Here is a 21,735-nt window from a genome sequence, read left to right as displayed (position 1 = left end):
CGCCCGAGGACGGCGCCGCGGTACGACGGGGCGCGTCCGCAGACGCGCGCGATGGCGATGTGCTACCGCCGGATCACATGCTCGGCGGGCTGATCACCCACATCACCTCGCCGACGGTGTCGCCGAGGTAGACCGCGCGATGGGGCATCGAGCTGCGGTAATTCACGCAGTCACCCTCCGAGAGGACGAACGTCTCGTCCCCCACGCGCAATTCGAACTGCCCCTCCATGACGATGAAGAGCTCGTCGGAGTCGCCGTGGACGTAGGAGTCCTCGCCGGTCGACCCGCCCTTCTCGAACCTGCCGATGAAGACCTCCAGGTGCTCCAGCGGCGCCGGCGTCAGCAGGTACTTCTTGCCAAGGATGCCGTAGACGAGGCTCGGGCGCTCGTCCCTGCGCACGACCCGCACCTCGGCCCCCTCGGAGGGGTCGAAGAGATCGGCCAGCGTCGTCCCGAGCACCTCGGCGATTCTCTGCAGCGAGCCGATGCTGGGATTCACTCTCCCGCGCTCCAGTTGGCTCAGGAAGCTCTCGCTCAGCCCCGCCCCGTCGGCGACGACCTTCAACGTCATCCGCCGCCGCAGCCGCGTCGACCGCAGCCGCTCGCCGACGTTCGGGCCGGTCCTGCCGTCAGCGCCCGCAGGCGCCGTTCCTTGAGTTCTTTTCGCCACAGTTGAGCACTTTGATGTTGACTTCAGGAACTTTACCGCTGCTACAGCCGTTCCGTCAAGCATAACCTGTCGCGCCGGAACGCTCGACCGAACCCGCCCTCGCGCGCGCGTGTCACGAAGGGCGAGCGGCAGCGCGGGCCGGGCGGCTCCCGTCGCGCCGGAACGCGGGGGATCGGCGGCGGACCGCCCGCCGAAGAGTCGGTAGGAACTCGCCGCCTGCCGTAGAAGGCGAACGGGACACGTACTTCTGCAGCGGGAGAGTCATGCCTCGTATCCGCAGTTCCGTCGCCGCGCTCGCGGCGATCGCAGCCGGCAGCGCGCTGGCAGCCGCGCCGGCGGTCGCCGCGCCCGTCCAGGTTCCCTTCACCCTCTCCGGCGGCCCCCAGCACTGGACGGTCCCGGAAGGCGTCACGGAGGCGACCTTCACGCTCCAGGGCGGCGCCGGCGGGGCGGCGGCCACGGGCGGCGCCGGAGGCGTCGGCGCGGCGGTCCGCGCGACGCTCGCGGTCACGCCGGGCGAGAGGCTGACGATCATCGTCGGCGGTCAGCCGACGCTGCTCGCGCCCGGCTTCAACGGCGGCGGCGACGCCGGCACCGGCGGCATCGGGCCGGCGGCCGGCGCGGGCGGCGGCGCCACGACGATCCTCAGCAGCAGCGGCGCGAACCTGCTCGTCGCGGCCGGCGGCGGCGGGGGCGGCGCCAACGGTGCAGGCGGGCCGTCGGCTGGCGCGGGCGGCGACGGCGGGGCCGGCGGCGCGGCCGGCGCGGCCGGCACGGCGTCGGGGGTCCTCACCGCCGGCGGCGGCGGGCAGCCGGACGGCGCGGGCGGGGCGGCCGGTGCCGGTGACATCGCCGGCGAGCCCGGCGAGACGGCGACGACCGCGACCGGCGGCGCCGGCGCGACGCTCACCGTCGCGAGCGCCGGCGGCAACGGCGGCGGCGGTGGCGGCGGCGTCGTCGGCGGCGGCGGTGGCGGCGCCGGCGGCTCCGACGACGGTCCGCCCGCCATCGGGGCCGGAGGCGGCGGCGGCGCGGGCGGCCAGAGCTTCGTGACGGCCAGCGCGACGAACAGCTCGATCTCGACCGCCGCGCAGCATGGCGACGGCGTCGCGGTCATCAGCTACGAGCCGCTCGACGTGCCCGCGGCGATCACGCAGCCGACGCTCTCCGGCGTCGCGCAGGTCGGCAGAGCGCTCACCTGCGAGCTCGGCACGTGGAGCGGCTCGCCGTCGCTCGCCGTCGCGTGGCTGCGCGACGGCGCGCCGATCGCCGGCGCGGGCAACGCGACCCACACGCTCGTCGCCGAGGACGCCGGCAAGCAGATCGCCTGCCAGGTGACAGCGACCAACTCCGCCGGCACGACGATCGCGAGATCGCCGGCGATCACGGTCCCGCTCGGCACCGGTCCGATCAACGCGACCGCGCCGACGATCAGAGGCACCTCCGCGATCGGCGAGAGACTGACCTGCGAGACCGGCACCTGGGTCGGCACGCCGACCTTCGCCTACGTCTGGCTGCGCAACGGCAGAGCGATCGCCGGCCAGACGAGAGAGGCCTACACGCTCGTGCGCGCCGACGCCGGCCAGTCGATCCAGTGCGCCGTCACCGCGACGATCGGCGGCGAGTCGGTCACGGCGACGACCGCGATGGTCGGCGGCCCGGCGCGGCTCGTGATCCTCTCCACGACCGCGCTCGTCTCGCGCACCGGCGCCGTCACCGTCAAGGTCGCCTGCTTCGGCCCGACCGACTGCGTCATCCCGAGAATGACGGCGACGAGCGGCCAGGTGATCGCGCGCGGCGGCGCCCGCACGGTCCGCTCGGGCAACAGCTCGCGCTACCGCATCAACCTCGGCCGACGCGGCCTGACGAAGCTGCGCCGCACCGCCTCCTCGATCCCGGTGCGGTTCGTCTCCGCTCCGAACGGCGGCTACGGCGGCAACGCCCGCATCAGCTTCGTCGCGCTCCGCGGCACGACCGGCTGATTCGCGCCCAACCCGCGGGCGCCGGCCTCATCCAGCCGAGGAACCGGCTGACGACGAGGACGGCGCTCCGCGGCGGCGGCGGCCGCGGTCGCGACGTCCCTGTGGACGCTTGGCCAACCTTGGCCACGGTGCTACGGTCGGTGCATGCGCGTGAACGTCGGACAGGCGAAGACCGAGCTCTCGAAGCTGCTCGCGCGCGTCGAGGCCGGCGATGAGGTCGAGATCGCGCGCGACGGCGTGCCGGTGGCGAGGCTCGTGCGCGTCGCGCCGCCGACGCCCGGGTCGCGCTTCCTCGCGGCGGGCGGGAGCTTGAGCGGAGCGATCGAGATCGCCGACGACTTCGAGCTGTCCGACGCCGAGATCGACGCGCTGCTCGGCGACGACGCGTGAGATACCTGCTCGACACGCGCGTCGTGCTGTGGCAGCTGTCCGGGACGCGGCCACTCGGCAGAGCGGCGACCGCGGCGATCGGCGGCGCCGCCGAGCTTGCCTTCAGCGTCGTCTCGTTCGCGGAGATCGGCCTCAAGGCGGCGATCGGGAAGCTGGTCGTGCCCGACGACATCGACGCGCATGTGACGGCCGCCGGCCTGCGCGTGCTCGGCCTCGGCGTAGAGCACGGCCTCGCCGTCGCGCGACTGCCGCTGCACCACCGCGACCCGTTCGATCGCCTGCTGATCGCACAGGCGCAGCGCGACGGCTACACGCTCGTCAGTGCGGACGAGCGGGTCCGCGCCTACGACGTCGCCGTGCTCGACCCGCTCGTGTGAGCGGCGGGCGGGGTCGGCGGCGACCCGCCGACGCCCTCCTCAGCCTTGCGCCGCCGTCCTCACCGGTCCGCCGGCCGGGCCGGCGCGCCCCGCGGCGCGCCGCCTCTGCTCAGCGCCTAGCGCGAGCTCTTCTGAGCGGCTTGCGCGGCGGCTTGCCGGAGCTGACGACGATGCGGACGGCGCTGCCGGCTCTGTACTGGCCGCGCCCCGGCTTCGTCGAGATCACCGCGCCCTTGCGGATCTTCTTCGAGCGCTGCTTCGTGACCTTGCCGGGTCTGCAATCGAGCTGGCGCAGCAGCCCGCGCGCGACGTTCAGCGGCGTGCGCGCCAGCGCCGGGACGACGCATCGTCTTGGCGCCGGCGGCGGGTTCTCGCCGGTTCTGTCGCCACCGCGGCTTCTGTCGTCGCCGCCTCTTCCGTCGTCACCGCCGCCGCTCGGCTGCGGGACGACCGTCAGCGTCGCGCTCGCGCTGCTCACCGACGGCTCACGATCGAGGGTAGGCCGCGCGGTGACCGTGTTGCCATAGGAGCCGGGCGCGGCCGGCGTCACCAGCACGACGACCGGCACGCTGCCGCCAGGCGCAAGCGACGCGATCTCGCACGTCACCTGCTGCCCTGCGACAGCGCAGCTCCCGCCGCCGGCGACGGCCGTCTCGACCGTCAGCCCGGCCGGCACGGAGTCGCGCACCGTGACCGGCGTCGCCACCGCGCCGGTGTTGGAGACGGTCGCCGACAGCTGCGCCAGGCCGCCGGCGATGACGTTCGCGGGACCGGCCGTCGCGGCGACGTGCACGTCGCTCTCCGCGACCACGGCGGCGAGATTGAGCTGGGATGGGGACCACGGGCCGACGTAGGGAGCGACGGTCGCGCCGAGCGCTATCGCCGGCTCCGCCTTCCAGACGGCAGCTTGCCGACCGGCTTCGATCGCGCCCTTCTCCCAGCCGCAGTTCGCGCCGTCCGAGCCGGCGATCCCGAGTCTGTCGCCGGGCTCGAGCACGATCGAGCCGGTCGGTCCGAACGTCGCGATGCCGCCGGCCGGCGGGGTCGCCGGCAACGTCGCCGTGTCGACCGCCGCGATTCGCAGCTCCGACCCGTCTCTTCGCAGGACGACGAGCGAGACGCTCTCGCCCGGGCCGGAGGCGGTCACGTTCGTCGACCACGACGCGAGCATGCTCCGGTTGGGGACGGTCCAGCTTGCGCTCCCCTCATCGACCTGATGCCCCACGACGTCCGCCACGACGGGACGGCATCTGACGGTGGTGGCGCCGAGCGGGCGCTCCGCATCGCCGAGCGTCCGCCCCTGGGCGGCCGGCGCGAGCGCCGCCAGCGCCGCCGCCATCGTCACCGCGCCCGCCGCTGCGAGCCCTCGTGCGCCCATCGCAAACCCTCCGCCCCGTTGTCGCTCTCGCCGCCGAGCCCCGGCGGCCCGCAGGGATCTTCGCGAAGGCACTCCAGGGAACGCGCCGGTTCCTGGAGTGCGGGGCCACGTGACTGGGGCGGCATCGATGCCGACAGCCGCATCTCCGCTGGTCCGTGAGGCCCGCAGGCGTGCGGCGTTCGCGTCAGCTCGTCGGCGTGACCTTCGACAGCCCGACCGGCTGGTCGGGGTCGATGCCGCGGGCGCGGGCGACGGCGAGCGACAGCTGCTGGAGGCGGACGGCGTGGACGAGCGGGCGCAGGTGCTCGGGCAGGTCGCCGGGGACCGGGGTCCGCGAGGCGACCGGCGGCGCGGCGTCGGACGCGCCTGGACCATCTCCGGCCGAGCGGGCGCGGCCCGACAGCAGGGGCAGGGCGTCGCCCACCACGTGGACCGGCACGCCGCGCTCGGCGAGGATCGCGGCGATCTCGGCGGCGTCGGCGGAGACCGGGCCGGCGGCGTGCTGGAGCAGGACCGGGCGCTGCGGCGTCGCAAGCGCCATCGGGCCGTGGCGGACGTCGACCGTCGACCACGCCAGCTGCGCGGTCCCGGTCGTCTCGATCAGCTTCAGCGCCGCCTCGTACGCGACCGACAGCAGCGGGCCGCGGCCGAGGTGGAGCGCGACGTCGGCCGCCGCGAAGGCCGGCACGATCGACTCGACGGCCGCGTCGTCCGCGACGCAGTCGGCGACGGCCGCGCGCACCGCGGCCGCGTCGAGCGGCACGCGGCCGGATCGGTCGACCGCCGCCGCCGCGAGCGCGAAGGCCAGCAGCGTCGCGGTGAACGTCTTCGTCGCCGGCACCGCCCGCTCGACGCCGGCGCCGAGCGGAATCACCACGTCGGCCGCCTGCGCGAGCGGGCTCGACCGGTCGTTGACGATCGCGACCGTCGTCGCGCCGCCGGCGGCCTGCCGCTCCAGCGCCGTCACGATCTCCGGCGTCGCGCCCGACTGAGAGACCGCGATCGCGAGCACGCCGTCGAGCGCGGCGCCGGCGTCGTAGCGGGTCGCCAGCGACGGCGCGGTCGACCACGCCGGCACGCCGAGCGCCGGCTCGAGCAGATAGCGGCCGTACGCGGCGGCATGGTCGGAGGAGCCGCGCGCCGTCAGCGCGACGCCGCGCAGCGGCGCCGGGAGCGCCGCACGCAGCGCTCCCTCCCACGCCGCGGCGCCCTCCAGCTGGGCGGCGACGACGGCCGGCGTCTGCGCGATCTCGGCCGCCATCGCGGCGCCGAGCGCGGCGCCGTCGCCCGATCCCGCGCCCGCGGCGCCGCCGGCGCGCGAGGCGCTCCCGACGCCCGCCGCGCTGCTGCCCGCACCGCTCACTCCTCATGCTCCTCGAACGCGTCGAGCTGCTCGCTCCGCGCGTCGATCATCCGCTGCGTCCCACCGCTTCGACGCCGGCGACCGACGAAGCCTCGAGCGGTGGCGATCCGCTCGGCCTGCCGCACGACGAGCGCCCGCAGCGACACCGCGAGGCCGACGGCGACCGCCGGTGCGAGGCCGAGCAGCGCCTCCTCGACCGGGACGCCGCCGATGTGCGCGAAGCTCACGCCCGCCGCCTCCCGAGCAGGTATCCGATCCCGGCGCCGACGGCCGCGACGCCCGCCGTCGCCGCCAGCAGCGTCGCCGGCCTCCCGAGCCGTCCCGCGATCACGCCGGCGGCCAGCTCGCCGGCCGGCAGGCTCTCCTGCGCCGCCGCAGGTCTCGGCGGCGCGGCGTGCGGCGGGGGCGCGGCGCCGAGGGGCGGCGCGGCCTCCGGCGGCGCGGCGTGCGGCGGCGCGACTCCCGGCGGCCCCGCCCCCGGCGGCGCGGCCCCCGGCGGCGGGGCCGGCGGCTCGGGCGCGGCGGCCAGCTCCGCCGGCTCGCCTTCGAGCATCTCCGCGAGGTTGTCCGCGAACCGCTCGATGAGGCGCGCGGCGACGTCGGCGATCACGCCGCGCCCCATCCCCGCAGCTCTGCCGCTGAGCTGGAGGTCGGTGGCGAGCGTCGCGCGCGTGTGACCGTCCTCCTGCGCGAGCGCCATCCGCACGGTCGCGTCGGCGGCGCCCTGGCCGCGCGCCTCGCGCGCCTTCGCCCGCATCGTCGCGACGTGCGCGTCCTCGTCGCGCTCGGCGATCTTCACGTTGCCGCGGTATCTCATCGTGATCGGGCCGACCTTCACTCTGATGCCGACCTTGTAGGCGTCCTCGCCCGTGCGCTCCAGCACCTCCGCGCCGGGCATGCACGGCGCGACGCGCTCGACGTCGAGCAGCGCCGCCCACACCTCCTCGGCCGGCGCGTCGACGGCGAACCCGTTCTCGAATCTCATCGTCCGCTCCTCGGTGTCGCGATCGCCTCGGCCACCGCCGAGAGCGCGTTCAGGTCGTGGCCGGCGACGAAGGCGTCGCACCACGGCAGCGCCGCCGCCATCCCTCCGGTCGCCGGCTGGAAGCCGCGCGCCGCCTTGCGCGGGTTGACCCAGACGACGCGGTGGGCGAGCCGGCGCAGCCGCGCCATCTGCTCGCCGACGAGCGCCGGGTCGCCGCGCTCCCAGCCGTCGGAGACGATCACGACGACGGCGCCGCGCGCCATCCCGCGCCGGCCGTGGTCGTCGACGAAGCGCCGCAGCGACGCGCCGATCCGGGTCCCGCCCGACCAGTCGCGGACCGCCGCCGACGCCCGCTCGATCGCGAGGTCGGGCTGGCCGCCGCGCAGCGCCCGCGTCAGCCGCGTCAGACGCGTCGCGAAGACGAACGCCTCCGCGTCGGCGCCGCCGACCGCCGCGTGGAGGAACTGCAGGAAGGCGCGCGAGTACGGCTCCATCGAGCCGGAGACGTCGCACAGCACGACCAGCCGGCGCGGCCGCTCGAGCCGTCTGCGCAGCACGAGCCGCGCCGGGTCGCCGCCGGTCCGGCGGCCGGCGCGCAGCGTCGCCCGCAGGTCGACGCGGCGGCCACGCCGGTCGCGGCGCGAGCGGCGCGCCAGCCGCGGCGGCGGCGCCAGCGACAGCTCGCGCATCAGCCGGCGCAGCGCACGCAGCTCCTCGGGCGAGAGCTGGCCGAAGTCGCGTGTCGCGAGCCGCTCCAGCGCGCTCGCGGCGGCGACCGGCAGCGCCCGCTCCCGCGCGGCCTCCTCCCCGTCGGGGCGCGGCTCGCGCAGGCCCGACGGCGACGGCGCACCGCCCTCCCCCGCCGCGTCGAGCGGCGCGGCATGCGGCGGCGCCGCGCGCGGGCCGGCCCGCGTCCCGGGCGGCGGCGGCGCGTTCGGGTCGCCGCGGCCCTCGGCCGGGTCGGCGAGGCCGTCGACGACCCGCCCGAAGACGCGGTCGAAGGCGTCGACCTGCTCGCGCGAGGAGACGAAGACGGCGCGCGCCGTCCAGTAGAGGCGGTCGCGGCGGGCCGGCGGCGCGAGCGCCAGCGCCCGCGCGAACCGCGCCGAGCGCTCCGGCGCGACCGGGATCCCGGCCGCGTGGACCGCGCGGCCGAAGGCGGCCGCGAAGGCGGGCAGGTCGATCGCCTCAGCCATCGCCCGCTCCCGCCGCGAGCCGCTGCAGGCCGCGCTCGCGCATCAGCTGCTGGTCCTCGCGGTACTTCAGGACGGCGTCGAGCGTGCGGTCGGCGGCCGCGGCGTCGAGCCGCCGCACGCCGAGCAGGCGCAGCGCCGCGACCCAGTCGATCGCCTCCGCGATCCCCGGCGGCTTCTGCAGCTCGCCGTCGCGCAGCCGCCGCACCGCGCCGGCCACGTCGACCGCCAGCTCCCGCGCGGCGTCGGGGACGCGCAGGCGGACGATCGCCGCCTCGCGCTCGGCCGAGGGGTAGTCGATCCAGTGGTAGAGGCAGCGGCGCTTGAGCGCGTCGTGGAGGTCGCGCGTGCGGTTGGAGGTGAGGATCGCCAGCGGCGGATGGGTCGCGCGGACGGTGCCGAGCTCGGGGATCGTGATCGCCGCGTCGGCGAGCAGCTCCAGCAGGAACGCCTCGAAGTCGTCGTCGGCGCGGTCGAGCTCGTCGATCAGCAGCACGGCCGGGAGCGGCCCCGGGTGCTCGATCGCCGCCAGCAGCGGCCGGCGGATCAGGTAGTCGCCGGAGAAGAGGCGCCGCTCGTCGACCGGCTCGCCGCCGTGCTCGGCGAGCCGGATCGCGAGCAGCTGCCGCGGGTAGTTCCACTCGTACAGCGCCTCGGCGGCGTCGATCCCCTCGTAGCACTGGAGGCGGATCAGCGGGGTGCCGAGCAGTGCGGCGAGCGCCTTCGCCGCCTCGGTCTTGCCGACGCCGGCCTCCCCCTCCAGCAGCAGCGGCTGCGGCAGCCGCAGCGCGAAGAAGAGCGCGGTCGCGAGCCCCTCGTCGGCGAGGTAGTCGACCTCCGCCAGCCGCCGCGCGAGCGTCTCGACGTCGGGCACGAGCGCCCGCACCGCCGCCTCGGCGCCGCTGTGCGCCGCCGGGCTCACCGCGCGCCCGCCTGCGCCAGCACGGCGTCGTAGTCCTCCCACGTGTCGACGTCGCGCGGCACCGGCCCGGCGACCGGGACGTCGGCGACCTCGCCGGCGCGCGCGTCGAGCAGCCGCCAGACCCCCTTGTCGCCGTGCAGCGCCGCCAGCTCGCCGAAGACCGGGCGCGCGAACGCGAGCGGGTGGCCGCGGCCGTCGTCGTAGCGGCAGGCGGCCAGCGGCGCCTCGCCGCGGCCGGCGAGCAGCGTCGCGACGGTTGCCGGCGTGACGCCGGGCTGGTCGCCGAGCAGGAGCACGAGCAGCTCGCAGCGCTCCTCGACGGCGGCGAGCGCGGCGGCGATCGACGACGAGCAGCCCGCGCCGAAGGCGCGGTTGACGACGATCTCGGCGCCGCTCAGGTCGACCGTCGCCGCGATCTCGTCGGCGGCGCCGCCGAGCGCGCAGATCAGCTGGTCGAAGCGGCAGGCGCGCGCCGTCGCGAGCGTGTGGTCGAGCAGCGTCGCGCCCCCGTACGGCAGCAGCTGCTTGGGCCGGCCGAGCCGGCGCGATCCGCCCGCGGCCAGCACGAGGCCGGCGACCGGCGCGTCACGGCCGGCCATCGCGCCCCGTCAGGACCGGCGCCGCGCGCCGCTCGGCGACGAGCTCGGCGAGGATCGAGAGCGCGACCTCGACCGGCGTCTGCGCGCCGATGTCGAGGCCGGCCGGGACGTGGACGCGGTCGCGCAGCTCGTCGGGCGCCTCCAGCGCGTCGAGCACCGCTGCGCCCCGTCTGGCCGAGGCGACCAGCGCGACGTACGGGACGCCCTCGCGCAGCGCCGCGGCCAGCGCGCCGGCCTCGTCGCCGACGCCGTGGGCGGCGACGACGCAGGCCGCGTCGCCGGCCGCCGGCCGCGCCCGCTCGGCCTCCTCGGCCGCGACGGCGGCGACCTCGTAGCCGGCGGCGCGCGCCAGCTCGCCGAGCGCGCGGGCGATCGGCGCGTCGCCGACGACGACCATCCGCGGCGCCGGCAGGCGCGGCTGCAGGAAGACGTCGAAGGCGCCGCCGGAGAGGCAGGGGTTGTGCTCGACGGCGGTGCCGTCGTCGGGCGCGGCGGCGCCGCCGGGCGCCGGCTCGGGGACGATCCGCAGCAGCAGCGGCTCGCCGGTCTCCAGCACGCGCGCGGCGTGCAGCCGCACCGACGCCTGCGCGCAGTGGCCGCCGAGGAAGCCGTCGATCGTCCCGTCGGCCTCGACCAGCGCGGCGTCGCCGGGCCGCACGCTCGCCGGGTGCTCGACGCGGACGATCGTCGCCTCGACGTACGGCATCCCGTCGGCGCGCAGCAGCTCGGCCCGGCGCGCGATCGGCTCGGCTGCGCTCATTGCGGCGGCGCTCCTCTCCCCTGCATCGCCTCCCACACGCGCGACGGCGTGCAGGGCATGTCGACGTGGCGGACGCCGTAGGGCCGCAGCGCGTCGACGACGGCGTTGACGATCGCCGGCGGCGAGCCGACGGTCGCCGACTCGCCGATCCCCTTCGCGCCGATCGGATGGTGCGGCGAGGGGGTGACGGTGAAGCCGGTCTCCCAGTCGGGCACCTCCAGCGCCGTCGGGATCAGGTAGTCCATCAGCGAGCCGCCGAGGCAGTTGCCGTCCTCGTCGAAGGCGATCAGCTCCATCAGCGCCATCCCGACGCCGTCGGCCAGGCCGCCGTGGACCTGCCCCTCGATGATGATCGGGTTGATGCGCGTCCCGCAGTCGTCGACGGCGACGAACCGCCGCACCGTCACCTTGCCGGTGCCGGGGTCGACGTCGACGACGCAGAGGTAGGCGCCGAACGGGAAGGTCAGGTTCGGCGGGTCGTAGACGGTCTCGGAGTCGAGTCCGGCCTCGACGCCCTTGGGCAGCTCGACCGTCCCGTGCGCGGCCATCGCGATCTCCTGGATCGTCGCGCCCTGGTCGGGGTCGCCTCTGACGAACCAGCGGCCGCGCTCCCACTCGAGGTCGTCGGCCGAGACCTCCAGCATCGCCGAGGCGACGACGCGCGCCTTGTCGCGCACCTTGCGCGCGACGACCGCCGCCGCCGCGCCGCTGACCGGCGTCGAGCGCGAGCCGTAGGTGCCGAGGCCGAACGGCGTGCGATCGGTGTCGCCGTGGACGACCTCGACGTCCTCCGGCGGGATCCCCAGCTCCTGCGCGACGATCTGCGCGAACGTCGTCTCGTGGCCCTGGCCCTGCGTCTGCACGCTGATCCCGAGCTGGGCCTTGCCGGTCGGGTGGACGCGCAGCTCGGCGGCGTCGGCCATGCCGAGGCCAAGGATGTCCATGTGCTTGCGCGGACCGGCGCCGACCGCCTCGGTGAAGAAGCCGAGCCCGATCCCCATCAGCTCGCCGCGCTCGCGCCGCTCCGCCTGCTCGGCGCGCAGCTGCTCGTAGCCGGCCATCTCCAGCGCCTTGCGCAGCGCCGTCTCGTAGTCGCCGGAGTCGTAGACCCAGCCGGTCTTCGCCTCGTACGGGAAGCGGTCCGGTCTGATCAGGTTCGCCAGCCGCAGCTGCGCCGGGTCGGCGTCGAGCTCGCGCGCGAGCAGGTCGACCATCCGCTCGACGAGGTAGACGGCCTCGGTGACGCGGAAGGAGCAGGCGTACGCGACCCCGCCCGGCGCCTTGTTGGTGTAGACGCCGGTGACCGCGCAGTGTGCCGCCTCGAGCTCGTAGGAGCCGGTGAAGACGTGGAAGAACCCGGCCGGGTACTTCGTCGGCTGGGCGGTCGCGTTGAAGGCGCCGTGATCGGCGATCACGTCGACTCTGACGGCGAGGATCCGCCCGTCGCGCGTCGCCGCGATCGACCCGCGCATCACGTAGTCGCGCGCGAACGAGGTCGCCATCAGGTTCTCGGAGCGGTCCTCCATCCACTTCACCGGTCTGCCGGTGACGATCGAGCCGACGACGGCGCAGACGTACCCGGGGTAGATCCCGACCTTGTTGCCGAAGCCGCCGCCGATGTCGGGCGCGATCACGCGGATCTTCTGCTCCGGCAGTCTCGCGACCAGCGCGAACAGCGTGCGGTGGGCGTGCGGCGCCTGCGTCGTCGACCACAGCGTCAGGCTGCCCTCGACGGCGTCGTAGTCGGCGACCGCGCCGCAGGTCTCCATCGGCGCCGGGTGGACGCGCGGGTAGAGCATCTCCTCCGAGACGACGACGTCGGCCCGCGCGAAGACTGCGTCGGTCGCCGCGCGGTCGCCGGCCTCCCAGTCGAAGATGCGGTTGTCGGCCTTCCCCTCCAGGTCGTCGCGGATCACCGGCGCGTCGGCGTCGAGCGCTCTGCGGGCGTTGACGACGACCGGCAGCGGCTCGTAGTCGACGTCGATCAGCTCCAGCGCGTCGCGCGCGGCGTAGCGGTCGTCGGCGATCACGAACGCGACCTCCTGGCCCTGGAAGCGGACCTTGTCGGTCGCCAGCACCGCCTGCGTGTCCATCGACAGCGTCGGCATCCACGCGAGGCCGAGCCCGTCGAGGTCTCTGCCGGTCAGGACCGCGTGGACCTTCGGGTGCTGCTGCGCGGCGGAGACGTCGATCGAGACGATCCGCGCGTGCGCGTACGGACTGCGCAGGACCGCGCCGTGGAGCATCCCGGGCAGCTGGACGTCGTCGACGTAGCGGCCCTGGCCGCGGATGAAGCGGGCGTCCTCCTTGCGCTTCAGGCGGCCGAAGCCGATCGGCCGCTCCTCGGTCGTGCTCATGGCGCCGCCTCCCCGGCCGTCTCCGCGGCGGCGCCGGCGGCCGCCGGATGCTCCGCGGCCCAGCGGATCGAGCGCACGATCGTCGCGTAGCCGGTGCAGCGGCAGATCTGGCCGGAGATCGCCTCGCGGATCTCGGCCTCGCTCGGGTTCGGGTTCTCGTCGAGCAGCGCGCGGGCGGTCAGCATCATTCCGGGCGTGCAGAAGCCGCACTGGAGCCCGTGCTCCTCGTGGAAGCCCTGCTGGACCGGGTCGAGCACGCCGTCGCGCTCCAGCCCCTCGACGGTCGTGATCTCGTGGCCGGCCGCCGAGGCGGCCAGCACCGTGCACGACTTCACCGGCCGCCCGTCCATCAGCACGACGCACGTGCCGCAGTTGGACGTGTCGCAGCCCCAGTGCGTGCCGGTGAGCCCGAGCACGTCGCGCAGGAAGTGGACGAGCAGCAGCCGCGGCTCGATCTCGCGCGCCCGCTCCTCGCCGTTGACCGACACCGTGACCTGCATCACCCCTCCTCTCGCAGCGCCCGCGCGGTCGCCCGGCGCAGCGCCCGCCGCGTCAGCTCCCCGGCGACGTGCCGCTTGTACTCGGCCGAGCCGCGCTGGTCGTCGACCGGCGAGCAGTGCTCGACGGCGAGCCGCGCGGCCTCGGCGAACGCCTCCTCCGACGGCCGCCTGCCGGCGAGCGCCGCCTCCGCCTCCGCGGAGGTGACGCCGGCGCCGACGGCGGCGAGCGCGATCCCGGCCCGCGCGATCTCGCCGTCGTCCATCCGCACCGACGCGCCGGCCGCCGCGACCGCCCAGTCGCCGACGCGCCGCTCGACCTTCTCGTAGGCGCTGCCGAAGCCGGGCGACAGCGGGATCCGCACCTCGGTCACCATCTCGGCCTCGCCGACCGCGGTCTCGTACGGACCGCGGTGGAACTCTGGCATCACGACGACGCGCTCGCCGTCGCGGCCGCGGATCACGACGCGCGCGCCGACCGCGGCGCAGACCGCCGACAGGTCCTCGGCCGGGTCGGCCTGGCAGAGCGCGCCGCCGATCGTGCCGCGGTTGCGCACGACGGGGTCGGCGATCACCCGCTCGGCGTCGGCGAAGATCGCGGCGCGGCGGCGCAGCAGCTCGGAGTCGAGCAGCTCGCGATGGCGCGTCATCGCGCCGATCCGGAGCTCGCCGTCCTGCTCGCGCACGTAGCCGAGCTCGTCGGCGAGCGGGTCGATGTCGATCAGGTGCTCGGGCGCCGCCAGCCGCAGCTTCATCATCGGCAGCAGCGAGTGGCCGCCGGCCAGCAGGCGGGCCTCGGGGCCCAGGCGCGCCAGCAGCTCCAGCGCCTGCTCGATGCTGGTGGCGCGTTCGTACTCGAACTGCGGCGGTACCTGCACGGGCTGCTCTCCTCCTGGCGCGGAGCCGCGCCCGAGAGCCGGACCGGTCTCCTCCAGAGCACGTTGCTCCGGTTATGGTTGTCTCGTCAAGCCGGGTTAAGCGATCCCTTATGAGGCGGCGGTTCCGGATGACGCTCGCGCAGTTGCAGTCGTTCGTCCTGGTGGCGCGGTTGGGCTCGGTGAAGGCGGCCGCGGCGGAGCTGGAGGTGACCGAGCCGGCGGTCTCGGTCGCCGTCGGGGCGCTGCGCAGGGAGCTCGGCGACGAGCTGTTCGTCCGCGCGGGCCGAGGGATCGCGCTGACGCCCGGCGGCCGCCGCCTCGCCGCGCTCGGCGCCGAGATCCTCGGCCTCGCCGAGCAGGCGCGCCGCTCGGTCGCCGCCGCCGGCGGCCAGGCGCGGATCGAGATCGCCGCGACCGGCGTCGTCGCCGAGCACCTCGGCCCGCTGCTCGACGCCTTCACGACGCGCGAGGCGGCCGTCGAGCTGGCGGTCGAGCCTGCGCCCGGGGCGGCCTTCGCCGACCTGCTCGACCAGCGCCGCGCCGACATCACCTTCGGGCCGCGCCCGGCGCTCGACCGCCTCGCGACGATCGCGACGGTCCCGTTCCTGCGCTGCCGGCGCGTGATCGTCGCCTCCCCGGCCCATCCGCTGGCGCGGCGGCGGTCGATCCCGCCGGCCGCGCTGGAGCGCGAGCGCTGGCTGGTCGGCCCGCCGCCGATCGACCCGACCACCGGCGCCGGCCTCTGGTTCGCGCGCACCGGCGTCGCGCCGCGCGACGTCGGCGCCTACTCCAGCCACGCGGCGGCGCTCGCCGCGGCCGGCGCCGGCGAGGGGATCGCGCTGACGCTCAGCCACTCGGTCCACGACGAGCTGCGCCGCCGCTCGCTGGTCGCGCTCGACGTGCGCGGGACGCCGCTCGTCGAGCTGTGGCACGCGAGCACGCTCGGGCTCGACCGCGCGCCGCCGGCCGCGCTCGCGCTCCAGCGCTTCGCCACGACCGCGGAGGCGATGCAGGCGATGTCGGCCGGGCGCGTCGGGACGGCGTCGGCACGCGCCCGCCCGGCGGTCCACGTCACGCTGTGGCGCTCGGTCGGCGGCCGGCCGAGCGAAGGGCCCTAAGCCGACGCGCCGGCGACGGAGACCGGCGCGGGCGGCGGCGGGGCGCCCGGTCCGAGGACCCAGCGCAGCGTCGTCGCCACCCACAGGAAGAAATCGCGCGTGATCGGCATGCGCGGCAGTCTCCCGCGCGAACCTAAGCGCCGGGTGAGGATCCGGTCTGAGCGGGCGCCGTCCGGTCGGCCAGCTCGGCCGCGGCGTCGATGATCATGTCCTCCTGGCCGCCGACGATCCGGCGGCGCCCCAGCTCCATCAGCACCGCGCGCGGCTCGACGTCGAACTTGGCGGCCGCGCGCTCGGCGTGCAGCAGGAAGGAGCTGTAGACGCCGGCGTAGCCGAGCGACAGCGCCGTGCGGTCGACGATCTGCGGCCGCGGCATGAGCGGCGCGACGACCTCCTCGGCGACGTCCATCAGCGGGAACAGCTCGGCGCCGGTCGCGTGGCCGGAGCGCTCCAGCGCCGCCGCCAGCACCTCCAGCTGGGCGTTGCCGGCGCCGGCGCCGAGGCCGCGCAGCGAGCCGTCGAGCCAGGTCGCGCCGGCGTCGGCGGCGGCGAGCGCGTTGCCGACGCCGCAGCCAAGGTTGTTGTGGGCGTGGAAGCCGACCGCGGTCTCGGCCAGCAGCGCGTCGCGCAGCGCCGCGACCCGCTCGGCGGCCGTCCGCGGGACGAGCGCGCCGGCCGAGTCGACGATGTAGACGACCGACGCGCCGTAGGACTCCATCAGCCGCGCCTGGTCGGCGAGCTGGGAGGCGTCGATCATGTGGCTCATCATCAGGAAGCCGACGGCGGTCATGCCGTGTTCGGCCGCCCAGGCGATGTGCTGCTCGGCGATGTCGGCCTCGGTGCAGTGGGTCGCGACGCGCGCGACGGTCGCGCCGAGCCGCTGCGCCTCGGTCAGCCGTCTCAGCGTGCCGATGCCCGGCAGCAGCAGCGCGGCGATCCGCGCCCGCGCGACACCCCCGGCCGCCGCCTCGATCAGCTCGGCGTCGGAGAAGGCGGCGCGGCCGTACTGGATCGAGGAGCCGCCGACGCCGTCGCCGTGCGAGACCTCGATCACGTCGACGCCGGCGCGGTCGAGGCCGGCGGCGACGGCCGCGACGTGCTCGGGCGAGAACTGGTGGCGGACGGAGTGCATCCCGTCCCGCAGCGAGGAGTCGACGAGCGTGATCATGCCGCCGCCTCGCGGGCCAGCATCCGCTCGGCGAGCCGCTCGCCGACCTCCGCGGCGGCCGCCGTCATCACGTCGAGGTTGCCGGCGTACGGCGGCAGGAAGTCGCCGGCGCCCTCGATCTCCAGCAGCACGGTGACGAGGCCGCCGTCGACATCGCAGAGGCGCAGCCTGACGCCCGGGACGTAGGACCTCATCCGCTCCAGCATCTCCAGCACCGACTGCTCGATCGCCGGCGCGTCGGGCTCGCGCACCTGGGCGAAGACGGTGTCGCGCATCAGGATCGGCGGCTCGGCCGGGTTGAGGATGATGATCGCCTTGCCGACGTCGGCGCCGCCGACCAGCTCCAGCCCGCGCGCCGTCGTCTCGGTGAACTCGTCGATGTTCTGGCGCGTCCCCGGCCCGGCGCTGCGCGAGGAGATCGTCGCGACGATCTCGGCGTAGGCGACGTCGGCGACGCGGTCGATCGCGTGGACCATCGGGATCGTCGCCTGCCCGCCGCACGTGACCATGTTGAGGTCGGGCGCGTCGAGGTGCTCGTCGAGGTTGACCGGCGGCACGACGTAGGGGCCGAGCGCCGCGGGGGTCAGGTCGACGCAGACCTTGCCGGCCGCCTCGAACCGCGGCGCGCTCTCGCGGTGGGCGCGCGCCCCGGTCGCGTCGAAGACGAGCGCGACGTCGTCGCGCTCCAGCACCGCGTCGAGTCCGCGCGCGCTCGCCTCGACGCCCAGCTCGCGCGCGCGGGCGAGCCCGGGCGAGTCGTCGTAGATGCCGGCCATCAGCGCCACGTCGACCAGATCGCTGCGCCGCAGCTTCACCAGCAGGTCGGTGCCGATGTTCCCGGGGCCGAGCACCGCGGCCTTGATTCCCATCCTGGAGCCCCCTCTCGCCGCCCCTCGCGGGCCGATCGGGCGAGCCTATCAGCGGCCGTCGAGCGCGGCGCGGACTGCCGCGCCGAGGTCGCGCGGGTCGTCGTTGACGCCGGCCGGCGGCGGCACGCGCACGAGCATCTCCTCCCGCAGCCCGTCGACGAGCGGCCGCACGAGCCCGCCCTCGACGGGCGTGACGAGCTGCACCCACAGCGACGACAGCCGCGGCGTCAGCACCGGCACCTGCACGATCAGCGGCCGCCGCCGGCCGATCGCGTCGGCCGTCCGCTCCATCATCTCGCGGTAGCTGAGGGCGTCGGGGCCGCCGAGCTGGACCTCGCCGGGCGCGTCGGGGAGGTCGCGCAGCGCCGCGAGCGCGCCCGTGACGTCGTCGATCGCGATCGGCTGGGTGCGCGTCTCCACCCAGCGCGGGCAGACCATCGCCGGCAGCCGCCGCACGAGCGCGACGAGCATCTGGAAGGAGGCGCTGCCGGCCCCGATCACCATCGCCGCGCGCGCGTGGACGAGCGGCGGCCCGTGCTCGCCGAGCAGCTCGGCGACCTCCTCGCGGCTGCGCAGGTGCGCCGAGGAGGCGTCCGCCGCGCCGCCGGAGAGGCCGCCGAGGTAGATCACCCGGCGCACCCCGGCCGTGCGAGCGGCGCGGGCGAAGGTCTCCGCCGCGCCGCGGTCGCGCGCGGCGAAGTCGTCGTCGCCGCCTCGACCCATCGAGTGGACCAGGTAGTAGGCGACCTCGACCCCGTCGAGCGCCGCCTCCAAGCCCTCGCCCGAGACGACGTCGCCCTGGAGCACGCGCGCGCCGGCCGGCGGCTCGACCCGCCCGGGTCTGCGCGCCAGCAGCCGCAGCTCGCCGGCGGGGCCGGCGTCGTCGGCGGCGGCGAGCCGCGGTGCCAGCCGCCCGCCGACGTACCCGCTCGCTCCGGTCAACAGGACGCGCATGCATCGGGTACGTACCCGGTGTCCGCCCGGATCGCTGCTGATCTGGGCACGCATGCCGTGCCCAGGACGACAGTGGTCCCCTCGCAGCGCTATAGTTGCTTGCGCAATCAACTCAATGGAGGGCGACGTGCAGCTGGAAGGCATTCACCACATCAGCTCGATCACCGGGGACGCCCCGCGCAACGTCGACTTCTACGTGCGCGTGCTCGGGCTGCGGATGGTCAAGAAGACCGTCAACCAGGACGATCCGACCGTCTACCACCTCTTCTACGCCGACGAGCAGGGCAGCCCCGGCGCCGACCTGACCTTCTTCGAGTACCCCGGCGCCCGCCGCGGGCGCGCCGGCGCGGGGATGATCCACACGATCGTGCTGCGCGTCGGCTCGGAGGCGTCGCTCGACTTCTGGCGGCTGCGGCTCGCCGACGAGCAGATCGACAGCGAGCGGGTCGGCGAGGGACCGGGGTCGCTGCGCTTCGCCGACCCGGAAGGACTCGGCTACGAGCTGGTCGTCGACGAGAGCGGCGACGAGCCGCTGACCGCGGTCAGCCCCGACATCCCGGCCGAGCACGCGATCCGCGGCTTCGCCGGCGTGCGGGCCTACAGCGCCGCGCCCGAGCGCTCGGCCCCGCTGCTGCGCGACGTGCTCGGCTTCATCTCCGACCACGACGACCAGCTCCACTGGGAGGCGCGCGGCGAGCGGCGCGGCGGCTTCTACGCCTACGATCCGGCGCCGGCCGAGCGCGGGCTGCAGGGGGCCGGCACCGTCCACCACGTCGCCTTCGCCAGCTACGACGACGACATCGAGGCGTGGGAGGAGCGGGTGACGAAGGCCGGCCGCCACACCTCCGGCCTCGTCGACCGCTTCTGGTTCAGAAGCGTCTACTTCCGCGAGCCGAGCGGCGTGCTGTTCGAGCTGGCGACGCTGGGGCCGGGCTTCACCAGCGACGAGCCGCTGGAGCGCCTCGGCGAGTCGCTCGTGCTGCCGCCGCGGCTGGAGCCGCTGCGGGCGCAGATCGAGCCGGCGCTGACCCCGCTCCCGAACCCGCGCGCCGCCCGGTCCGCGAGCTGACCGCGACGCGCGGCCCCGCCCCCGGGCGGCGGAGGAGGTCGGCCGCCGCCCTCGTCCGGCGACGGACCTCGCCGCTCCGTGCGGCGGGGTCCGGCGGGCGCGTTTCCTAACATGGGGCGTCGCCGCATCCTTCGCGGCCCCGATGGGTTGAAATCCAGGACCGGCCGACCCGGCCCGGATCGCCCCCACGACGCACCCGAGCCGCCGGAGGCCTGATGCCCAACGAGATCGATCGACGAGAACTGCTGCGCCGCGCGGGCGTCGGCGCCGCCGGCGTCGGCGTCCTCGGGATCGCCGGCTGCGGCAGCGGCGACGGCGGCGGCGGCTCCGCGACCGTCAGCGCGTCGAACGTCGCCGCGACCGTCGCGGCGAAGCCGCGCACGCCGCAGCGGTTCGCGAGAAAGGTCAAGAAGGGCGACGTCCCGAACCTGCTGCTCGTCATCATCGACTCGGTCCGCGCCGACGCGCTCGGCTCCTACGGCCGCCGCAACGCCCACACGCCGAACCTCGACGCGCTCGCGCGCGAGTCGCTGCGCTTCACGCAGTGCTACCCCGAGTCGTTCCCGACCGGTCCGGCGCGCGCGACGATCTTCGGCGGCACCCGCCTCTTCCCGTTCCGCAACTGGAAGAAGCCGGCCGACATGCCGGGCACGCCGGGCTGGCAGCCGGTGCCCGACGAGAACCTGATCTCGACGCTGAGACGGGCCGGCTACTGGACCGGCTACGCCGTCGACACGCCGTGGGTGATGGTCGACTCGCAGAAGCCGTTCCAGCGCGACTGGGACAGATACGTCCCGATCAAGGGCCAGACCGGCACCGTCACCGCCGACGCCTCGCAGATCAGCGACGCCGAGCTGGCGAAGTGGGTCGCGCCGAAGATCCTCACCTCCTCCTCGGGCCAGAAGATGCGCCAGTACCTGGCCAACCAGCTGCCGGTCAGAAGAGAGGACGACTACCTCCCGGCGCGCGTCTTCACCGCCGGCATGCGGCTGCTGGAGGAGGGCGCGAAGTCGAGAAAGCCGTTCGCGATCGCGATCGACTGCTTCGACCCGCACGAGCCGTGGGACCCGCCGAAGAGATACCTCGAGCTGCACGGCGGCAGCTACAGCCGCGCCTGGCAGCCGGGCACGGTCCTCAACGGCACCGCGAAGGCCAACGGCCTCAGCTCCGCCGACATCAAGGCGATGAAGGCGCTCTACTACGCCGAGCTGACGATGGCCGACCGCTGGTTCGGCAACTTCATGCAGCGTCTCCACGAGCTCGACCTCGAGAGAGACACGGTCATCATGTTCCTCAGCGACCACGGCTTCCTGCTCGGCGAGCGCGGCTACGTCGCGAAGTTCGCCTGGGAGCTGCACCCGGAGCTGATCCAGGTGCCGATGATGCTGCGCCACCCGGGCGGCAGGGGCGCGCGCAAGAAGACCGACTTCTACTCGCAGACCGAGGACGTCGCGACGACCCTGCTGGCCGCCGCCGGCGTCAAGCGGCCGCGGTGGATGGACGGCATCAACCTGATGCCGCTGCTGGAGGGCAAGAAGCCGAAGAAGAGACGCGACTACGTCACCGGCTCCTACAGCTCGATCGTCTTCGCGCGCGACCGCAACTGGTCGTACGTCGCCGACTCCCAGGGCGGCAGACCGGAGCTCTACAACCTCCGCCGCGACCGGCGCGAGGTCCGCAACCTCGCCGCCAGCAACCCCGCCCAGGTGCGCAAGATGTACCGCGGCATGCTCGTCAGAGACGCGAGAGGGCCGCTGCCGAAGTTCAAGTAGCGCGCCGCTCCGGCGCGGCGCCATCTCCGCGCGCCGCCGTCGTCACCGCAGCAGCACGCGCCGCGCGAAGTCGACCAGCGCTTCGGCCTGACGAAGCACGGCGCGCAGCTCGGCTCCCGAGACGTGGATGAACCCATACTGCGCGGCGTCCTTGAGGTTGAGCAGGCGCCGCAGCCGCTTCGCTGCCACATCACCGCCCGGCACCACCTCGCCGAGCAGCGCCTCCGCGTCGCGGTGATCCTGCCCGCGCGAGCGCCGGCCGAGCGCCGCACAGCATGCCGCGTCGGATGCGGCGATCCCGGCGAGGACCGCGAGCGACGCGGCGACGTTCGCGGACTCGGGGTTGTCGGGCTCCTCCATCGCGACGAGCTCCGCAACTTCGAGGAACTTGCTCGCGTGCGTGAGACGAGCGCGCGTCGGCCGCGGAGCAGACC

Annotated in this window: 22 protein-coding genes; 6 read left to right on the top strand and 16 right to left on the bottom strand. The window is 75.3% G+C overall.

The genetic code is table 11. The features are described 5' to 3' along the window. Positions 1-73 precede the first annotated feature (73 nt). Positions 74-670, bottom strand: a complete 597-nt coding sequence (locus BDZ31_RS08340; RefSeq protein ID WP_183340809.1) for a cupin domain-containing protein — start codon at positions 668-670, stop codon at positions 74-76. A 263-nt stretch (positions 671-933) separates the two neighbouring features. Between BDZ31_RS08340 and BDZ31_RS08335 the strand changes: the two genes are divergently transcribed. The 3 genes from BDZ31_RS08335 (at position 934) to BDZ31_RS08325 (ending at position 3,419) form a co-directional block, all read left to right on the top strand. Then, positions 934-2,652 carry a hypothetical protein gene (locus tag BDZ31_RS08335; RefSeq protein ID WP_183340807.1) on the top strand — a complete coding sequence of 573 codons (1,719 nt, stop codon included), beginning with the start codon at positions 934-936 and terminating at the stop codon, positions 2,650-2,652. A 144-nt stretch (positions 2,653-2,796) separates the two neighbouring features. Then, positions 2,797-3,042 carry a type II toxin-antitoxin system Phd/YefM family antitoxin gene (locus BDZ31_RS08330; RefSeq protein ID WP_183340805.1) on the top strand — a complete coding sequence of 82 codons (246 nt, stop codon included), beginning with the start codon at positions 2,797-2,799 and terminating at the stop codon, positions 3,040-3,042. Next, a complete protein-coding gene (locus BDZ31_RS08325; RefSeq protein ID WP_183340803.1) occupies positions 3,039-3,419 on the top strand; it encodes a PIN domain-containing protein in 381 nt (126 codons plus the stop codon). Before BDZ31_RS08330 ends, BDZ31_RS08325 begins: the two co-directional genes overlap by 4 nt. A 109-nt stretch (positions 3,420-3,528) precedes the next feature. On the opposite strand, the gene BDZ31_RS08320 is transcribed toward BDZ31_RS08325, so the two are convergent. The 11 genes from BDZ31_RS08320 to BDZ31_RS08270 all read right to left on the bottom strand — a co-directional run bounded on the left by BDZ31_RS08320 (position 3,529) and on the right by BDZ31_RS08270 (position 14,351). Further along, positions 3,529-4,797, bottom strand: coding sequence for a DUF11 domain-containing protein (locus BDZ31_RS08320; RefSeq protein WP_183340801.1), 1,269 nt, complete (start codon positions 4,795-4,797; stop codon positions 3,529-3,531). A 184-nt stretch (positions 4,798-4,981) separates the two neighbouring features. Beyond that, a complete protein-coding gene (locus BDZ31_RS08315) occupies positions 4,982-6,160 on the bottom strand; it encodes an SIS domain-containing protein (RefSeq protein ID WP_343075538.1) in 1,179 nt (392 codons plus the stop codon). Then, entirely contained in the window at positions 6,157-6,387 is a 231-nt protein-coding gene (locus BDZ31_RS08310) for a hypothetical protein (protein ID WP_183340799.1), read from the bottom strand. Before BDZ31_RS08310 ends, BDZ31_RS08315 begins: the two co-directional genes overlap by 4 nt. Then, positions 6,384-7,145: an SRPBCC family protein gene (locus BDZ31_RS08305; protein WP_183340797.1), complete on the bottom strand. Its 762-nt coding sequence runs from the start codon at positions 7,143-7,145 to the stop codon at positions 6,384-6,386. The genes BDZ31_RS08310 and BDZ31_RS08305 overlap by 4 nt, the downstream gene beginning before the upstream one ends. Further along, positions 7,142-8,341, bottom strand: a complete 1,200-nt coding sequence (locus BDZ31_RS08300) for a vWA domain-containing protein (protein ID WP_183340795.1) — start codon at positions 8,339-8,341, stop codon at positions 7,142-7,144. Before BDZ31_RS08300 ends, BDZ31_RS08305 begins: the two co-directional genes overlap by 4 nt. Next, positions 8,334-9,260 (bottom strand): AAA family ATPase, encoded by a 927-nt coding sequence (locus BDZ31_RS08295; RefSeq protein ID WP_183340793.1) that lies wholly within the window; start codon positions 9,258-9,260, stop codon positions 8,334-8,336. The genes BDZ31_RS08300 and BDZ31_RS08295 overlap by 8 nt, the downstream gene beginning before the upstream one ends. Next, on the bottom strand, positions 9,257-9,859 hold the full coding sequence (locus BDZ31_RS08290; RefSeq protein WP_183340792.1) for a nucleotidyltransferase family protein: 603 nt from the start codon (positions 9,857-9,859) through the stop codon (positions 9,257-9,259). Before BDZ31_RS08290 ends, BDZ31_RS08295 begins: the two co-directional genes overlap by 4 nt. Continuing rightward, complete coding sequence (locus BDZ31_RS08285; RefSeq protein ID WP_183340790.1) at positions 9,846-10,619, bottom strand: XdhC family protein; 774 nt, start codon at positions 10,617-10,619, stop codon at positions 9,846-9,848. Before BDZ31_RS08285 ends, BDZ31_RS08290 begins: the two co-directional genes overlap by 14 nt. Continuing rightward, positions 10,616-12,976 carry an aerobic carbon-monoxide dehydrogenase large subunit gene (locus BDZ31_RS08280; protein WP_183340788.1) on the bottom strand — a complete coding sequence of 787 codons (2,361 nt, stop codon included), beginning with the start codon at positions 12,974-12,976 and terminating at the stop codon, positions 10,616-10,618. Before BDZ31_RS08280 ends, BDZ31_RS08285 begins: the two co-directional genes overlap by 4 nt. Then, the gene (locus BDZ31_RS08275) at positions 12,973-13,476 is read right to left on the bottom strand and encodes a (2Fe-2S)-binding protein (protein ID WP_183340786.1); all 504 of its coding nucleotides are present in this window, start codon (positions 13,474-13,476) and stop codon (positions 12,973-12,975) included. Before BDZ31_RS08275 ends, BDZ31_RS08280 begins: the two co-directional genes overlap by 4 nt. Then, complete coding sequence (locus tag BDZ31_RS08270; RefSeq protein WP_183340784.1) at positions 13,476-14,351, bottom strand: FAD binding domain-containing protein; 876 nt, start codon at positions 14,349-14,351, stop codon at positions 13,476-13,478. The genes BDZ31_RS08275 and BDZ31_RS08270 overlap by 1 nt, the downstream gene beginning before the upstream one ends. Positions 14,352-14,479: 128 nt before the next feature. Between BDZ31_RS08270 and BDZ31_RS08265 the strand changes: the two genes are divergently transcribed. Next, the gene (locus tag BDZ31_RS08265) at positions 14,480-15,469 is read left to right on the top strand and encodes a LysR family transcriptional regulator (RefSeq protein WP_183340782.1); all 990 of its coding nucleotides are present in this window, start codon (positions 14,480-14,482) and stop codon (positions 15,467-15,469) included. Positions 15,470-15,602: 133 nt separating this feature from the next. On the opposite strand, the gene dmpG is transcribed toward BDZ31_RS08265, so the two are convergent. From dmpG to BDZ31_RS08250, 3 genes are read right to left on the bottom strand one after another with little or no spacing between them, the layout of a single operon-like run. Continuing rightward, on the bottom strand, positions 15,603-16,637 hold the full coding sequence (dmpG, locus tag BDZ31_RS08260) for a 4-hydroxy-2-oxovalerate aldolase (protein ID WP_183340780.1): 1,035 nt from the start codon (positions 16,635-16,637) through the stop codon (positions 15,603-15,605). After that, the gene (locus BDZ31_RS08255) at positions 16,634-17,506 is read right to left on the bottom strand and encodes an acetaldehyde dehydrogenase (acetylating) (protein WP_183340778.1); all 873 of its coding nucleotides are present in this window, start codon (positions 17,504-17,506) and stop codon (positions 16,634-16,636) included. Before BDZ31_RS08255 ends, dmpG begins: the two co-directional genes overlap by 4 nt. Positions 17,507-17,554: 48 nt before the next feature. Then, complete coding sequence (locus BDZ31_RS08250) at positions 17,555-18,460, bottom strand: NAD(P)H-binding protein (protein WP_183340776.1); 906 nt, start codon at positions 18,458-18,460, stop codon at positions 17,555-17,557. A gap of 127 nt (positions 18,461-18,587) precedes the next feature. Here BDZ31_RS08250 and BDZ31_RS08245 point away from each other — a divergent pair, with 127 nt between their 5' ends. Together BDZ31_RS08245 and BDZ31_RS08240 are read left to right on the top strand one after the other, a co-directional pair. Continuing rightward, a complete protein-coding gene (locus BDZ31_RS08245) occupies positions 18,588-19,529 on the top strand; it encodes a ring-cleaving dioxygenase (RefSeq protein ID WP_343075537.1) in 942 nt (313 codons plus the stop codon). 215 nt (positions 19,530-19,744) lie between these two features. After that, a complete protein-coding gene (locus tag BDZ31_RS08240) occupies positions 19,745-21,301 on the top strand; it encodes a sulfatase family protein (protein ID WP_183340773.1) in 1,557 nt (518 codons plus the stop codon). A gap of 42 nt (positions 21,302-21,343) precedes the next feature. On the opposite strand, the gene BDZ31_RS08235 is transcribed toward BDZ31_RS08240, so the two are convergent. Next, positions 21,344-21,661 (bottom strand): hypothetical protein, encoded by a 318-nt coding sequence (locus tag BDZ31_RS08235; protein ID WP_183340771.1) that lies wholly within the window; start codon positions 21,659-21,661, stop codon positions 21,344-21,346. Positions 21,662-21,735: the final 74 nt, after the last annotated feature.

It is taken from the genome of Conexibacter arvalis (genome assembly GCF_014199525.1).
GTDB classification, from domain to species: domain Bacteria; phylum Actinomycetota; class Thermoleophilia; order Solirubrobacterales; family Solirubrobacteraceae; genus Conexibacter; species Conexibacter arvalis.
The sequence above is the reverse complement of the archived record's forward strand: the minus strand, read 5'-3'. Positions and strand labels throughout refer to the sequence as shown.

Excerpts from the sequence above, each read along its gene's own strand:
- BDZ31_RS08335 (WP_183340807.1), top strand. The coding sequence starts at position 934 with ATGCCTCGTATCCGCAGTTCCGTCGCCGCGCTCGCGGCGATCGCAGCC.
- BDZ31_RS08330 (WP_183340805.1), top strand. The coding sequence starts at position 2,797 with ATGCGCGTGAACGTCGGACAGGCGAAGACCGAGCTCTCGAAGCTGCTC.
- BDZ31_RS08320 (WP_183340801.1), bottom strand. The coding sequence starts at position 4,797 with ATGGGCGCACGAGGGCTCGCAGCGGCGGGCGCGGTGACGATGGCGGCG.
- BDZ31_RS08305 (WP_183340797.1), bottom strand. The coding sequence starts at position 7,145 with ATGAGATTCGAGAACGGGTTCGCCGTCGACGCGCCGGCCGAGGAGGTG.
- BDZ31_RS08300 (WP_183340795.1), bottom strand. The coding sequence starts at position 8,341 with ATGGCTGAGGCGATCGACCTGCCCGCCTTCGCGGCCGCCTTCGGCCGC.
- BDZ31_RS08290 (WP_183340792.1), bottom strand. The coding sequence starts at position 9,859 with ATGGCCGGCCGTGACGCGCCGGTCGCCGGCCTCGTGCTGGCCGCGGGC.
- BDZ31_RS08285 (WP_183340790.1), bottom strand. The coding sequence starts at position 10,619 with ATGAGCGCAGCCGAGCCGATCGCGCGCCGGGCCGAGCTGCTGCGCGCC.
- BDZ31_RS08280 (WP_183340788.1), bottom strand. The coding sequence starts at position 12,976 with ATGAGCACGACCGAGGAGCGGCCGATCGGCTTCGGCCGCCTGAAGCGC.
- BDZ31_RS08275 (WP_183340786.1), bottom strand. The coding sequence starts at position 13,476 with ATGCAGGTCACGGTGTCGGTCAACGGCGAGGAGCGGGCGCGCGAGATC.
- BDZ31_RS08265 (WP_183340782.1), top strand. The coding sequence starts at position 14,480 with ATGACGCTCGCGCAGTTGCAGTCGTTCGTCCTGGTGGCGCGGTTGGGC.
- dmpG (WP_183340780.1), bottom strand. The coding sequence starts at position 16,637 with ATGATCACGCTCGTCGACTCCTCGCTGCGGGACGGGATGCACTCCGTC.
- BDZ31_RS08255 (WP_183340778.1), bottom strand. The coding sequence starts at position 17,506 with ATGGGAATCAAGGCCGCGGTGCTCGGCCCCGGGAACATCGGCACCGAC.
- BDZ31_RS08250 (WP_183340776.1), bottom strand. The coding sequence starts at position 18,460 with ATGCGCGTCCTGTTGACCGGAGCGAGCGGGTACGTCGGCGGGCGGCTG.
- BDZ31_RS08240 (WP_183340773.1), top strand. The coding sequence starts at position 19,745 with ATGCCCAACGAGATCGATCGACGAGAACTGCTGCGCCGCGCGGGCGTC.
- BDZ31_RS08235 (WP_183340771.1), bottom strand. The coding sequence starts at position 21,661 with ATGGAGGAGCCCGACAACCCCGAGTCCGCGAACGTCGCCGCGTCGCTC.